General features: G+C 70.5%; 11 protein-coding genes, 1 pseudogene and 1 riboswitch. Of the genes and pseudogenes, 5 read left to right on the top strand and 7 right to left on the bottom strand.

Annotation, left to right across the window (positions count from 1 at the left end):
• Positions 1 to 128 precede the first annotated feature (128 nt).
• Positions 129 to 260, bottom strand: a riboswitch (cobalamin riboswitch).
• 47 nt (positions 261 to 307) lie between these two features.
• The 4 genes and pseudogenes from ACFWU6_RS04410 to ACFWU6_RS04395 all read right to left on the bottom strand — a co-directional run.
• Positions 308 to 460, bottom strand: a pseudogene (locus ACFWU6_RS04410) (GNAT family N-acetyltransferase); the annotation flags it as partial.
• Positions 461 to 606: 146 nt separating this feature from the next.
• On the bottom strand, positions 607 to 804 hold the full coding sequence (locus ACFWU6_RS04405; protein WP_383808838.1) for a YbdD/YjiX family protein: 198 nt from the start codon (positions 802 to 804) through the stop codon (positions 607 to 609).
• Positions 801 to 3053 carry a carbon starvation CstA family protein gene (locus ACFWU6_RS04400; RefSeq protein WP_383808835.1) on the bottom strand — a complete coding sequence of 751 codons (2253 nt, stop codon included), beginning with the start codon at positions 3051 to 3053 and terminating at the stop codon, positions 801 to 803. Before ACFWU6_RS04400 ends, ACFWU6_RS04405 begins: the two co-directional genes overlap by 4 nt.
• A 93-nt stretch (positions 3054 to 3146) precedes the next feature.
• Complete coding sequence (locus ACFWU6_RS04395; RefSeq protein WP_150521865.1) at positions 3147 to 3911, bottom strand: GntR family transcriptional regulator; 765 nt, start codon at positions 3909 to 3911, stop codon at positions 3147 to 3149.
• Between the two features lie 290 nt (positions 3912 to 4201).
• On the opposite strand from ACFWU6_RS04395, the gene ACFWU6_RS04390 reads away from it, so the two are divergent.
• From ACFWU6_RS04390 to ACFWU6_RS04375, 4 genes are all read left to right on the top strand, one after another.
• Positions 4202 to 5488 (top strand): extracellular solute-binding protein, encoded by a 1287-nt coding sequence (locus ACFWU6_RS04390; protein WP_383808833.1) that lies wholly within the window; start codon positions 4202 to 4204, stop codon positions 5486 to 5488.
• A 127-nt stretch (positions 5489 to 5615) separates the two neighbouring features.
• A complete protein-coding gene (locus ACFWU6_RS04385) occupies positions 5616 to 6632 on the top strand; it encodes a carbohydrate ABC transporter permease (RefSeq protein WP_383978354.1) in 1017 nt (338 codons plus the stop codon).
• Between the two features lie 113 nt (positions 6633 to 6745).
• Positions 6746 to 7528: a carbohydrate ABC transporter permease gene (locus ACFWU6_RS04380; protein ID WP_383978515.1), complete on the top strand. Its 783-nt coding sequence runs from the start codon at positions 6746 to 6748 to the stop codon at positions 7526 to 7528.
• A gap of 8 nt (positions 7529 to 7536) precedes the next feature.
• A complete protein-coding gene (locus ACFWU6_RS04375) occupies positions 7537 to 9018 on the top strand; it encodes a glycoside hydrolase family 3 protein (RefSeq protein WP_383808827.1) in 1482 nt (493 codons plus the stop codon).
• Positions 9019 to 9240: 222 nt separating this feature from the next.
• Here ACFWU6_RS04375 and nagB read toward each other — a convergent pair whose 3' ends face one another.
• Positions 9241 to 10026, bottom strand: coding sequence for a glucosamine-6-phosphate deaminase (nagB, locus tag ACFWU6_RS04370; RefSeq protein WP_383808824.1), 786 nt, complete (start codon positions 10024 to 10026; stop codon positions 9241 to 9243).
• 714 nt (positions 10027 to 10740) lie between these two features.
• Here nagB and ACFWU6_RS04365 point away from each other — a divergent pair.
• Positions 10741 to 12210 (top strand): sensor histidine kinase, encoded by a 1470-nt coding sequence (locus ACFWU6_RS04365; protein WP_383808859.1) that lies wholly within the window; start codon positions 10741 to 10743, stop codon positions 12208 to 12210.
• Positions 12211 to 12410: 200 nt separating this feature from the next.
• Here the strand turns inward: ACFWU6_RS04365 and ACFWU6_RS04360 are convergent, their stop codons facing one another.
• Both ACFWU6_RS04360 and ACFWU6_RS04355 read right to left on the bottom strand, forming a co-directional pair.
• Positions 12411 to 12668 (bottom strand): WhiB family transcriptional regulator, encoded by a 258-nt coding sequence (locus tag ACFWU6_RS04360; protein WP_003953983.1) that lies wholly within the window; start codon positions 12666 to 12668, stop codon positions 12411 to 12413.
• Positions 12669 to 12988: 320 nt separating this feature from the next.
• Positions 12989 to 13954, bottom strand: coding sequence for a diacylglycerol/lipid kinase family protein (locus tag ACFWU6_RS04355; RefSeq protein WP_383808821.1), 966 nt, complete (start codon positions 13952 to 13954; stop codon positions 12989 to 12991).
• Positions 13955 to 13997 lie beyond the last annotated feature (43 nt).

The raw sequence follows: 13997 nt of genomic DNA, 5'->3' as shown, positions 1-13997 counted from the left end.
GGCAGGGCGGGAGGAGGGGAGCGCATGCGGGACTGGGCACGCGCAGGCCCGGACAGGGGGCAGCACGTGCACCGCATGGCGTCCACCGACCCAACCGCGAGGCCCGGACGTTCGGCACCCGGTTCGGTCGAGCCGGGCGCGCTGTCGGCAGGTCCTCGGACTTGCGGATGCACCGATCGGTGCACTTCATACCGTTGCGGGACAGTTCCGGATTCGCACCGGATTCCCCTGCGGCGACAGCAGGCATGAGCATACATGTGGGGGCGGTGCGTTGCCGCAACCCCCACATGTTGTGTCGCTCCCCGAGGGCGCAGGCCCGTACCAGGGCCTCGCCGGCGCCGTCTCCGCGCGCCGCCGCGGAGACCGCCGGCATCCGGAACTCCGCCTCGCCCGGGCCGGCGATGTCGCACAGCGGGCTGCCGGGAGGGGCGAAGGTCACGCCGCCGAGCACGGCGCCGTCGTACTCCGAGTGTGCGACGGGGCGGTGAGAAGGGCCGCCACGTCTCACGCCGGAAGGCGGGGGAGTGACGGCCCTCGTGGGCCGACCGGCCCAGGCCCACCGGCCCAGGCCCACCGGCCCAGGCCCACCGGCCCAGGTGCACCGGTTCAGCAGCAGCGGAACCCGTTGCGCGGGTCGGCCTCGCGGGCGTCCGTCCGGGCGCGCTCGAAGGCCCGGCGCGTCGGGACCGGGGCGTCCGGGTCGTGCGTACGGGCGTGGGCGACGTAGCGGTCGTACGCCGCCTCGCCCGAGAACTCCCGTACGAAGTACCGGGCCCGGCCCAGCGCGTGCCTCAGGCCGGTCACGCGGGCTCTCGCACGGGGTCCTTCGCGCGGCCCCCGCCCGAGTCGAGACCGGCGGCGGCGAGCTCCGCGCGCTCCTCGGCGGTGGCGATCAGCCCGGCCGGCGCGACGATCTTCGACTCGGTCCACGGGACCTCGGAGAGCTTCACCGAGGCCGGGTCGGAGACCGCCTTGAGGCAGGTCCGGGCCGCGTCCACCAGCACGATCACGATCAGCACGGCGAACAGCACCGACAGGACGCCGTCCACCGTGGCGTTGGTGACCACGGTGTGCATCTCGCCCATGGTCTTCGCGGGCGGCAGGACCTTGTCGGCGTCGATGCCGGCCTGGTACTTCTCGCGCTGGGCGAAGAAGCCGACCTTCACGTCGTCGGAGAAGATCTTCTGGTAGCTCGCGGTGAGGGTGACCGCCACGTCCCACGCCAGCGGTACGCCCGTCACCCAGGCCCACTTGAGCCGTCCCGACTTGATCAGCAGGGTGGTGCAGACGGCCAGGGCGACCGCGGCGAGCAGCTGGTTCGCGATGCCGAACAGCGGGAAGAGCTGGTTAATGCCGCCCAGCGGGTCCTTGACGCCGACCCACAGGAAGTAGCCCCAGCCGGCCACGACGACGGCGCTGGCCAGCCAGACGCCCGGCTTCCAGCTGACGTCCTTGAAGGACTTGTGCACGTTGCCGAGCGTGTCCTGGAGCATGAAGCGTCCGACCCGGGTGCCGGCGTCGACCGTGGTCAGGATGAACAGTGCCTCGAACATGATGGCGAAGTGGTACCAGAAGGCCTTCATGCCGGCGCCGCCGACGACGGCCGAGAAGATCTCCGACATCCCGAGCGCGAAGGTCGGCGCGCCGCCCGTACGGGACAGCAGGCTCGTCTCCTCGACGTCCTTCGCGGCCTGCGCGAGGGCCTCGGGGCTGATGGCGAAGCCGAAGTTCGTCACCGCCTGCGAGGCCGTCTCCACGGTGGTGCCGACGACGCCGGCGGGGGAGTTCACGGCGAAGAACAGGCCGGGCTCGATGATGCAGGCCGCGATCATCGCCATGATGGCGACGAAGGACTCGGTGAGCATGGCGCCGTAGCCGATGACCCGGACCTGGGTCTCCTTCTGGATCATCTTCGGGGTGGTCCCCGAGGCGACCAGCGAGTGGAACCCGGACAGTGCCCCGCACGCGATGGTGATGAAGACGAACGGGAACATCGAGCCGGCGAAGACCGGGCCGTCGCCACGGGCGGCGAAGTCGGTGACCGCGGGCATCTTCAGGGTGGGCATCGCCACGACCACGCCCAGGGCCAGCAGCGCGATCGTGCCGACCTTCATGAAGGTGGACAGGTAGTCGCGGGGCGCGAGCAGCATCCAGACGGGCAGTACCGAGGCGACGAAGCCGTACGCCACCATCCAGACGACGAGCGTCTCCTTCTCCAGGGTGAAGGTCCCGGCCAGCGAGGACTCGGCGACCCAGCCGCCCGCGACGATGGCGAGCAGCAGCAGCGCGACGCCTATGACGGAGACCTCGGTGACCCGTCCCGGCCGCAGCACGCGGAGGTAGAAGCCCATGAAGAGGGCGATGGGGATGGTCATGCCGATGGAGAAGACGCCCCAGGGGGAGTGCGCCAGGGCGTTGACGATGACGAGGGCCAACACGGCCAGCAGGATGATCATGATGACGAACACGGCGACCAGGGCGGCGGCTCCGCCCACGGGGCCGATCTCGTCCCGGGCCATCTGGCCGAGCGAGCGGCCGTCGCGCCGGGTGGAGAAGAAGAGGGTGACCATGTCCTGGACGGCGCCCGCGAAGATGACGCCCGCGACGATCCAGATGGTGCCCGGCAGATAGCCCATCTGCGCGGCGAGCACGGGTCCCACCAGCGGGCCGGCGCCGGCCACGGCGGCGAAGTGGTGTCCGAAGAGCACGCGCCGGTCGGTCGGGTGGAAGTCGACACCGTTGTCGAGGCGTTCGGCGGGGGTGGCCCGGGTCTTGTCCACCTTCAGGACGCGGCGGGCGATGAACCGCGCGTAGAAGCGGTACCCGATGGCGTACGAGCCCAGCGCGGCGGCCAGCAGCCAGGCGGCCGAGATCTCCTCGCCGCGCGAGAGGGCCAGCACGCCCCAGCCGAGGGCGCCGACGAGTCCGACGAGCACCCATACCGCGATGGACGCGGGGGAGGGCGAGCCCGGCCGGGTGCCCGGACCCGCCACGTCCCGTTCTGTACCTGTTGCTTCCGGTTCCGGCATGATTCTCGTCCCGTCGTCGATCATCTGCGTAAGCGCAGGGAATCTACGGGGGATTGCCCGGTGAACGTAAGACCCCGTCCGTATACCGGTACGTTCGGCGCCCCTCGGGCGGCGCCCTCAGACGGCGGGTCGCTTGAGGCGGGCGACGAACTTGTAGCGGTCGCCGCGGTACACCGACCGCACCCACTCCACCGGCTCGCCGTCGGCGTCCAGGGAGTGCCGGGAGAGCATCAGCATCGGAAGTCCGACGTCGGTGCCGAGCAGGCCGGCCTCGCGCGGGGTGGCGAGGGAGGTCTCGATGGTCTCCTCGGCCTCCGCGAGCCGCACGTCGTACACCTCGGCGAGGGCCGTGTAGAGGGAGGTGTACTTGACCAGCGAGCGGCGCAGTGCGGGGAAGCGCTTGGCCGAGAGGTGCGTGGTCTCGATGGCCATCGGCTCGCCGCTGGCCAGGCGCAGCCGCTCGATGCGCAGCACCCGCCCGCCCGTCGTGATCTTGAGGAGTCCGGCGAGGGTGTCGTCGGCCGTCACGTACCCGATGTCCAGCAGCTGGGAGGTAGGTTCCAGCCCCTGCGCCCGCATGTCCTCGGTGTACGAGGAGAGTTGGAGCGGCTGGGAGACCTTGGGCTTGGCGACGAAGGTCCCCTTGCCCTGGATCCGCTCCAGGCGGCCCTCGACGACGAGCTCCTGGAGGGCCTGCCGGACGGTGGTCCGGGAGGTGTCGAATTCGGCCGCGAGCGTGCGCTCGGGCGGTACCGGCGTGCCGGGCGGCAGGGTCTCGGTCATGTCGAGCAAGTGCCGCTTGAGTCGGTAGTACTTGGGTACACGTGCCGTGCGGGTGGCCGCCCCGCCTTCCGGCTCCGTGATCGCCCCTTCGGTGGCCATCGCCGCCCGCCTTCCCGACTCCAGTTTCGCTGCCGTCACCGGCTCCTCCGATATGTGCGGTCACATCGTGACACGTGCGGGGGGACAGGCCTTCTCTCCGCCCAGGTGTCGGTCCGATAACGGACCGAGCACCCGCTCATTAGACCCTTGACACCCCTAAAGGTCTAGGCCAAGCTCCAGCTGCTGGTCTAAACCAATATGGATCAGATCCCGGCCCCACGGGAGTACTTGGTGGTACGTCACCGCGGCGGGCGAGGGAAGTTGCAGGCAGCATCCCTGAGGAGGGTGGCGTGAAGCGCAAGCTCATCGCGGCGGTCAGTGTCGCGGGCATGATGGTCGGAGTCGCGGCGTGCGGCAACGGCGGCGGCGACGACAAGGGCAAGACCGACGCGGGCGGCGCGAAGGAGATCACCGTCTGGGTGATGGACGGTTCCGCCCCGAAGGCCTGGATCGACGAGGTCAACAAGGAGTTCTCGGCCAAGCACCCCGGTGTCACCGTCAAGGTCGAAGAGCAGAAGTGGAAGGGCATCCAGGAGAAGGTCACCACGGCCCTCTCCGAGGACACCCCGCCGGACGTCCTCGAGCTCGGCAACACCCAGACCGCCGGCTACGCGGTGACGGGCGGCCTCGCCGACCTGACCAAGGACAAGGCCAAGCTCGGCGCCGACGCCTGGCAGAAGAGCATGCTCGCCTCGGCCGAGGTCGACGGCAAGCTCTACTCCGCCCCCTGGTACGCCGCCAACCGCGTCGTGGTCTACGACAAGAAGGCCTACGCGAAGGCCGGCATCACCGCGCCGACCACCCGCGACGAGTGGGTCGCCGGCCTGGAGAAGCTGAAGGCCTCCGACCCCGCCTCGCAGCCGATCTACCTCCCCGGCCAGAGCTGGTACGTCCTCGCCGGCTTCATCTGGGACGAGGGCGGCGACCTCGCCGCCAAGGACGGCGACAAGTGGAAGGGCCAGCTGGGCACCCCGCAGGCCGCCTCCGCGATGGAGTTCTACAAGAAGCTCCAGTCGTTCTCCACCGCGCCCAAGGACAAGGACGAGGCCACCCCGCAGCAGTCCACCGACATCGTCCCCAAGGGCGGCGTCGCCTCCTGGATCGGTCTCGGCTGGGAGGCCGGCGGCGCCGAGAAGGCCCTGAAGGACGCGGGCAAGGAGGCCGACTTCGGCTACTTCCCGATCCCGGGCAAGACCGCCGACAAGTCCGGCACCGTCTTCCTCGGCGGCTCGAACCTCGCGGTCGCCGAGCGCTCCAAGAACAAGGACCTCGCCAAGGAGTGGCTCGCCCTCGCCGCCGGCAAGGACCAGATGACCAAGTACGCCGCCGAGACCAAGGGCGCGCTGCTCCCGAACCAGGCCGGCGCGAACTTCGCCGCCCCGGCGGGCTCCTTCGCCGAGGCCATGGCCAAGGCCGGCCTCAACGGCAAGATCACCCCGGTCACGGCCGGCTGGGCGAACGTCGAGACCGAGCCGAACCCCGTCAAGGAGTTCATGACCAAGGTCCTGAAGGGTGAGGACGCCGCCAAGGCGGGCGCGGACGCGGACAAGGAAATCGCGAGCCGCATCAACAAGTAGTCCCGCCCGGCAGTACCCGCAGGACCCAGCAGTGTGAACGCACCGGGGGGTGCGGCAGGCGCCCAGACGCCTGCCGCGCCCCCGGTCGCGCATTTGACTCCACAGTCAACCGCGAGGAAGCCAAGCCATGACCGTGCACTCCCAGGGAGCGACGACCAGCGCTCCACAGGACGCACCACCGAAGTCCGCCGGACGGCCGAAGGTGCCCACCGCCCCGACCGGCCCCAGCCATACGGCTCCTCGCGGCAGCAGGAGGCTTCCCTCGGGGTGGCTGCCCTACCTGCTGGTCGGGCCCGCGGTGCTCAGCCTCGCGTCCCTGCTGCTGTACCCGCTGATCAAGAACGTGATCCTGTCCTTCCAGGACATCAACAAGATCGAGTTCATCCAGCGGAAGTACCCGTTCGCGGGCCTGAGCAACTACACCGAGCTGCTCGGCGACTCGACCTTCTGGACCGTCGTCGTCCGCAGCTTCGCCTTCACCCTGGCGAACGTCGCGCTGATCATGCTGCTGGGCAGCCTGATCGGCATCCTGCTGAACAGGCTCGGCACCTGGATGCGCCTGGTCCTGTCGATGGCGCTGGTGATGGCCTGGGCCATGCCGATCGTCGCCTCCGTGCAGGTCTTCCAGTGGCTGTTCGACGAGCAGTTCGGCGTCATGAACTGGGTCATGCGCAGCGCCGGCTTCGCCGGCTACGACCAGCACAACTGGTTCGAGTCCGGGCTCTCCACCCTGACGATCATCACGATCCTGGTGGTCTGGGGCTCCATCCCCTTCGTGGCCCTCAACATGTACGCCGGACTGACCACGGTCAGCGGCGAGCTGTACGAGGCCGCCCGGATGGACGGGGCCAACGGCTGGCAGACCTTCTGGAAGATCGTCTTCCCGAACCTCAAGCCGTTCTTCCTCGTCACCACCTTCCTCGAGGTGATCTGGGTCTTCAAGGCCTTCACCCAGGTCTACGCGATGAACAAGGGAGGCCCCGACCGCGCCTCCGAGATCCTCCCGGTGTTCGCCTACGTCGAGGGCCAGAGCCAGGCCCACTACGGCCTCGCCGCCGCGATCTCCGTCCTGACGATCCTGATCCTCGTGATCGTCATGTCCTTCTACTTCCGCCTGATCCTGAAGCAGGAGGAGGAGCAGTGAGCACGAGCACCGCCCCGAAGCCCGCGCCGGCGACGCCCTCGGCGAAACCCGCGCAGCAGCTCCGCACCCGCCGCCCGGTCCGCCCCGCAGCCGTCGCCAAGAACGCCGGCGCACTGCTCCTGGCCCTGGTCTTCGTCTTCCCGGTCTACTGGATGTTCTCCTCGGCCCTCAAGCCGTCCAGCGAGATCCTCACCAAGGACCCCGTCTTCGTCTTCACCCCGACGCTGGACAACTTCACCAAGGCCACCGGCGTCGACCTCTTCTGGACGTACGTCACGAACAGCGTCCTGGTCACCGTCGGCGCCGTCCTGCTGGCCCTGCTCGTCGCGCTCGCCGCGAGCTTCGCCATCGCCCGGATGAGGTTCAAGGGCCGCAAGGGCCTCGTGCTGGCCGTGATGATGGCCCAGATGGCCCCCTGGGAGGTCATGGTCATCGCGATGTACATGATCGCCCGCGACAGCGAGATGCTGAACAGCCTCGCGCTGCTCACCGCGATCTACTTCGTGATGGTCCTCCCCTTCACCATCTGGACCCTGCGCGGCTTCATCGCGGCCGTCCCGGTGACCCTGGAGGAGGCCGCCCAGATCGACGGCTGCACCCGCGGCCAGGCCTTCCGCAAGGTGATCTTCCCGCTGCTGGCCCCCGGCCTGATGTCCACCTCGCTCTTCGGCTTCATCACCGCCTGGAACGAGTTCGCGATGGTCCTGATCCTGAACAAGGACAAGTCCGCGCAGACCCTGCCGCTGTGGCTGACCCAGTTCCAGACCGCCTTCGGCAACGACTGGGGCGCCACCATGGCCGCGTCCTCGGTCTTCGCGGTCCCGGTCCTGCTGATCTTCATCTTCCTCCAGCGCAAGGCCGTCGGCGGCATGACCGCCGGGGCCGTGAAGGGATAACGGCTGCCATGACTGTCCTTGCGCACCACACCGATACGGTGACCCGCGACGCGCTCGCCGTCCTCCAGCCCGGCTTCGAGGGCACCACCGCCCCGGCCTGGCTGCTCCGCCGGGTCTCCGAAGGCCTCACCGCCGTCGGCCTCTTCGGCCGCAACATCGCCTCGCCCGAGCAGCTCGCCGCGCTCACCGCGCGGCTGCGCGCCGAGCGCGACGAGGTCCTGGTCGCCATCGACGAGGAGGGCGGCGACGTCACCCGGCTGGAGGTCCGCGGCGGCTCTTCCTTCCCGGGGAACCTGGCCCTGGGCGCCGTCGACGACACCGACCTGACCCGCGCCGTCGCCCACGAGCTGGGACGCCGCCTCGCCGAGTGCGGGGTCAACCTCAACTGGGCTCCCTCCGCGGACGTCAACTCCAACCCGGACAACCCGGTGATCGGCGTACGGTCCTTCGGCGCCGACACCCACCTCGCCGCCCGGCACACCGCCGCCTACGTCGAGGGCCTCCAGGCCGCCGGCGTCGCCGCGTGCACCAAGCACTTCCCGGGCCACGGCGACACCAACGTGGACTCGCACCACGCCCTGCCGCGCATCGACGTGGACCTGGACACCCTCCAGGCCCGCGAGCTCGTGCCCTTCAAGGCGGCCATCGAGGCCGGCACCAGGGCCGTGATGAGCGCGCACATCCTGGTGCCCGCCCTGGACCCGACCCGCCCGGCCACGCTCAGCCCGCAGATCCTGACCGGGCTGCTGCGCAAGGAGCTCGGCTACGACGGGCTCATCGTCACCGACGGCATGGAGATGCACGCCATCGCCGGGACGTACGGCATCGAGCGGGGCTCGGTCCTGGCCATCGCGGCCGGCGCCGACGCCATCTGCGTGGGCGGGGGGCTGGCCGACGAGGCGACCGTGCTCCGGCTGCGCGACGCGCTGGTGGCCGCCGTACGCGAGGGAACCCTCCCGGAGGAGCGGCTCGCCGACGCCGCCGCCCGGGTCCGCGCGCTCGCGGAGTGGACCCGCGGCGCCCGTCCGGACGCGCGGCCGGAGGGGAGCCGCGCGTCCGGCATCGGCTTGACGGCGGCCCGCCGCGCGCTGCTTCTCACCGGCTCCGCGGCGCCGCTGACGGCCCCGTACGTGGCCACGCTGGCGCCCGTCGCGAACATCGCGGTGGGCGACGAGACCCCGTGGGGCGTGGCCGCCGAACTGGCCGCGCTGCTTCCGGGCACCGCCTCGGGCGTCTACCCGCAGGGCGCCGGCGCCGGGGACGTCCTGGCGGCCGCGGGGGACCGTACGGTCGTCGCGGTGGTCCGCGACGCCCACCGGCACCCGTGGATGACCGAGGCGCTCGACGCGCTGGTCGCGGCCCGCCCCGACACGGTGGTCGTCGAGATGGGCCTGCCGCGGGCCGAGCCGCGGGGGGCCCTGCACATCGCCACGCACGGCGCCTCGCGCGTCTGCGGCCGCGCCGCCGCGGAGGTCATCGCCGGCGTCTAGTCGCCGCGACCCGGTGGCCCTTGCCGGCCACAGCACCTGCCGCCGCAGACCCGGAGCCGGGCACCCGTACGGGGGTTGCCCGGCTCCGTCGTGCCCGGGGGCCGCGGAGCCCGCACGGGCTCCCGGGGCGTAGCGGGGCGGCTCCCGGGGTACGGGCGTACGCGAAAGGCCGGGCCCTCCTGACGGGAGCCCGGCCTTTCGCGTGCGTGCGGGGGATGCGCCCTACAGGCCCTGCCACTCGGGCTTGTTGGCGTAGGTGTGGCGGAAGTAGTCCGCCAGCTTCAGCTTCGAGGCGGCGGCCTCGTCCACGACGACGGTCGCGTGCCGGTGCAGCTGCAGCGCGGAGGCCGGGACCAGCGCGGACAGCGGGCCCTCGACGGTCTGCGCGACGGCCTCGGCCTTGCCCTCGCCGGTGGCCAGCAGGACCAGGTGGCGGGCGTCGAGGATGGTGCCGATGCCCTGGGTGATGACGTGGTGCGGCACCTGCTCCAGGTCGTTGTCGAAGAAGCGCGCGTTGTCCACGCGGGTCTGCTCCGTCAGCGTCTTGATACGGGTGCGGGAGGCCAGCGAGGAGCAGGGCTCGTTGAAGCCGATGTGGCCGTCGGTGCCGATGCCCAGCAGCTGGAGGTCGACGCCGCCGGCGGCGGCCAGGGCCAGGTCGTAGGCCTCGCAGGCGCCGACGACGTCCTCGGCGGAGCCGTCGGGGCCGATGAAGGAGGCCTCGGACAGGCCGAGCGGTTCGACGACCTCGCGGAGCACGACCGCCCGGTAGGACTCGGGGTGGCCGGCCGGCAGGCCGACGTACTCGTCGAGCTGGCAGATCCGCGCCCGGGAGGCGTCGACCAGGCCCGCCCTCACCTTGGCGGCGAGGGCCTCGTAGACGGGCAGCGGGGTAGAGCCGGTCGCCACGCCGAGCAGGGCGTCGGGCTTGCGGCGGACCAGGGCGGCCATGGCCTCCGCGATGAGCTCGCCGCCTGCCTTGGCGTCCGGGACGATGACAACTTCCACGCGGGGCCTGCCGATCTGAGAGGGGTCTGAGCGTCTTGTGGTATAGACCAATCTAGCAGAAACGGGCCCCCTGCGCCCGGGTCCGCGCCCCTTTCCATGGTGGTCCGTTTCCCCCGTCCCGGCCTGCTGGGGGCCGGGCGCACCACCGCCGCGCAAGGGGGCCCGTACGCCCCGGGAGGAGCCCGTGCGGGCGCGGCGGGGCGGGCCCGGAGCGGGCGGCGGGGCGTGGACGCGCGGCGGTGCGGGGGAGTCCGTGCGGGGGAGGCCGGCAGCCGCGCGGCGGGCGACAGGGCGCCCCGACGGGCTACAGGACGACTCGGGATGAAGGCGGGGCGCGGGCCCGCGGGGTCCGGCCCCGAGGGCCGCGACGCTGTTCCTCTGGGCCACGGTGCAGGACGGGACCCTCAGCCCATCCGGCACCGTAGCCCGGAGTACTTACGGCCGACGGGTGTGCGGTTCCCGACGGCCGGTGGGAGGTGCCTGCGCGGTCAGGGCAGAGCGCGCGGCTTACCTCGTCCGTCCTCCTGTGCGGGGAGGGCGGAGGCTCGGCCAATTGTGGACTAGACCATTCTCTTCTGTCCATCCAATGACGGCACCTCGAATACCGTCACTTCCTCCAACAGTACGCCGCCGTGGTGCCCCGTGGGTACTCCCGCGCATTCCCGTGGGGAAAGTCATGGGCCGTACCCGGGGTACGCTCGCCACGTGCCCTCCATGAACGACCTCGTACGCCAGCACACCGCTCTCGGTGAAACCGACCTGGAGTGGCTCCACCTGCTGGTCTCGGAGTGGCAGCTGCTCTCCGACCTGTCCTTCGCCGACCTCGTGCTGTGGGTGCCCACCCTCGACGGCAGCCGGTACGTCTCCGTGGCCCAGATGCGCCCGAACACCGGCCCCACCTCCTACCAGGACGACATGGTCGGGCACCTGATCCCGCGCGGCCGCCGCCCGCTGCTCGACGCCGCCCTCGACGAGGGCCGGATCGTGCGCGAGGGCGACCCGGAGTGGCGCGAGGAGGTGCCGGTCCGCGTCGAGTCCATCCCCGTCCGGCGCGAGGGCCGGGTGCTCGGAGTGATCGCACGCAACACCAACCTGCTCACTGTGCGTACACCGAGCCGGCTGGAGCTGACCTACCTCCAGTCCGCCTCCGACCTGGCCCAGATGATCGCGGCGGGCTCCTTCCCGTTCCCCGGTCAGCAGGTCGACATGGATGCCTCCCCGCGCGTCGGGGACGGCCTGATCCGGCTCGACGCCGACGGCGTGGTGACCTACGCCTCCCCGAACGCGCTCTCCGCCTACCACCGGCTCGGCCTCGCCTCCGACCTCGTGGGCCAGCACCTGGGCGACACCACCACCGAACTCGCCCCCTCGCGCGGCCCGGTGGACGAGGCCCTGGTCAAACTCGCCAGCGGCTGGGCCCCCCGGGAGACCGAGGTCGAGGGCAACGGCGGGGTCATCCAGCTGCGCGCGATCCCGCTCAAGCCGAAGGGGACCCGCATCGGCTCCCTGGTGCTGTGCCGCGACGTGACGGAACTGCGCCGTCGCGAACGTGAATTGATCACCAAGGACGCGACCATCCGGGAGATCCACCACCGGGTGAAGAACAACCTCCAGACGGTGGCGGCCCTCTTGCGGCTCCAGTCCCGCCGGATGGATTCGCCGCAGGGCCGCGAGGCGCTCAACGAAGCCGTGCGCCGCGTCGGTTCGATCGCGATCGTGCACGAGACGCTGTCTCAGAACCTGGACGAGCGGGTCGAGTTCGACGAGATCGCCGACCGGGTGATCGCGATGGTCGCGGAGATCTCCCCCGGCCGGGTCGAGTGCCGGCGGACCGGGCGCTTCGGAATCCTGGACGCGGAGGTCGCCACCCCGCTGGCGATGGTGCTCACCGAGATCCTGCAGAACGCCCTGGAGCACGCCTTCACTCACGGGGAGGGCGGCACCGTGGAGGTGTACGCGACCCGCACCGGGGTCGGCCGGACGGACGGGCGGCTGCTGATCACGGTGCTCGACGACGGCTGCGGCCTGCCCGAGGGTTTCGACCCCCAGCGGGCCGGCAATCTCGGACTCCAGATCGTACGGACCCTCGTGGAGGGCGAACTCGGAGGCGTGTTCGACATGCTCCGGGCCGAGCCGCGCGGCACCAAGGTCGTGCTCGACATACCGTCCAGCCCGCAGAAGTAGCCGTGCGGGCGTCACTCAGCGTGACGCCCCGGGTCGCGTACGTACCTCCGCGCGGAGCCGACCCCGGACAGCACTGAGCCCCGAACCGTGGGGCACCCCCTGTGAAAACTGGGGGCGGATCCCGGTCCGGGGCCCAAGAGCACGTTGCCAAGCGCTTATACGGGTACTACGCGCTGCGCGTCGAGGCTCGAAAGTCGTTGTCAGGCGCTGGCGTTGCGCGCCCGGTTGCGAGCGGCGCGGCGCTTCATCGCGCGGCGCTCGTCCTCGCTGAGACCGCCCCAGACGCCGGAGTCCTGACCGGACTCGAGCGCCCACTGCAGGCACTGCTCCATGACGGGGCAACGGCGGCAGACGGCCTTGGCTTCCTCGATCTGCAGCAGCGCAGGACCGGTGTTGCCGATGGGGAAGAAGAGTTCCGGGTCTTCCTCACGACAAACGGCGTTGTGACGCCAGTCCATGGCTGCTCCATCTCCTTGTATTACCGGCAGGTTGCTTGTGAATGTGAACGCTTTCACGAATCCCCCCGTGAGGGAAGGGCGACCGCCCGGTTGCCCGGGTGGGCTCTGGAGATTCGTGGAGGGGTTCTGGCGGTCTGTGCGGGTGCCGGTTCTGCGGGCTGTCCCGACCGCCATGTAGAGATTCGCAAACCTCGGACGGGGATACAACCCCTTCCGGAAAGTTTTTTTTGATTCGTCGGTGTCTACTAGGTCACAGCCCTAGTTCCTAGGGGTGGACCAGCGTGTAAACGTTCGAGTGAAAGGACTTTTGGCCCTTCCACTCACACAATCACACGCAGTGCACGGCGTACGCCTGTGAACCGAACGCTGGTGCGCAGACCGAGGTGGTCTCCGTCCATCTGGAACGGGAGGGGAACCTTGGAATGCAAGGTGAAGTCGGTCAGATCGTGCAGAGACACCGCGTGCTTGCCGTGCGGACCCCGCTCAGGTGTCGAGGTCAGGAGCTGTGTCGCGTACCGGGCGACCGCCGGAGTTGACAAACGGTTGAGCGCCAATACGTCAAGCGCGGTATCGAACGACGCCTCCGGCGAGGCGTACAGCGGACGATTGCCCAGATACGTCCAGGGCGAGGTGTTGCACACTATCGACAGCACCAAGTCCGTCACCGGATCCGCGCCGGGGCGCTCAAGGGTGACCGTGCCCTGCCGCCGGTGCGGTTCCTCCAGGAACTGGCGCAGCAGCTGTCGTACGTACAGGGCGTGGGTCGAACGTTTGCCGCGCTCGCGCTGCTGTTCGACCCGCCCCACCACGCCCGCGTCGAAGCCGAAGCCCGCGCAGAAGGTGAACCAGCGGGCCGGAACGGACTCGTCCTCGGTGCCGGGGGTGCCGGCCGCCAGACCGAGGCCCACCGTCCGCTCCCGCTGCTCGCGCAGGGCGTCCAGCAGGGCGCCGGTCGCCTCCACCGCGTCGTTGGGCAGCCCCAGGGCCCGCGCGAACACGTTGGTCGAACCGCCGGGGACCACCGCCAGCCGGGGCAGCCGGTCCGGATCGGGTCCGTTGTGCAGCAGTCCGTTGACCACCTCGTTGACCGTGCCGTCGCCGCCCAGGGCGACGACGAGGTCCATGCCGCTCTCGGCGGCCCTGCGGCCCAGGTCCCGCGCGTGCCCCCGGTACTCGGTGGTCACCGCCTCCAGCTTCATCTCGCTGGCCAGGGCGTGGGTCAGGACGTCACGCGTGCGCGCACTGGTCGTCGTCGCTGCTGGGTTGGCCACGAGAAGTGCACGCATGAGCGCCAGACTACCCACCCCGTCACATGCCGACCCTACTGGC

Source organism: Streptomyces sp. NPDC058674 (genome assembly GCF_042716505.1).
Lineage (GTDB): Bacteria > Actinomycetota > Actinomycetes > Streptomycetales > Streptomycetaceae > Streptomyces.
The sequence above is the reverse complement of the archived record's forward strand: the minus strand, read 5'-3'. Positions and strand labels throughout refer to the sequence as shown.

Excerpts from the sequence above, each read along its gene's own strand:
- ACFWU6_RS04400 (WP_383808835.1), bottom strand. The coding sequence starts at position 3,053 with ATGATCGACGACGGGACGAGAATCATGCCGGAACCGGAAGCAACAGGT.
- ACFWU6_RS04395 (WP_150521865.1), bottom strand. The coding sequence starts at position 3,911 with ATGGCCACCGAAGGGGCGATCACGGAGCCGGAAGGCGGGGCGGCCACC.
- ACFWU6_RS04385 (WP_383978354.1), top strand. The coding sequence starts at position 5,616 with ATGACCGTGCACTCCCAGGGAGCGACGACCAGCGCTCCACAGGACGCA.
- ACFWU6_RS04375 (WP_383808827.1), top strand. The coding sequence starts at position 7,537 with ATGACTGTCCTTGCGCACCACACCGATACGGTGACCCGCGACGCGCTC.
- ACFWU6_RS04365 (WP_383808859.1), top strand. The coding sequence starts at position 10,741 with ATGAACGACCTCGTACGCCAGCACACCGCTCTCGGTGAAACCGACCTG.
- ACFWU6_RS04360 (WP_003953983.1), bottom strand. The coding sequence starts at position 12,668 with ATGGACTGGCGTCACAACGCCGTTTGTCGTGAGGAAGACCCGGAACTC.
- ACFWU6_RS04355 (WP_383808821.1), bottom strand. The coding sequence starts at position 13,954 with ATGCGTGCACTTCTCGTGGCCAACCCAGCAGCGACGACGACCAGTGCG.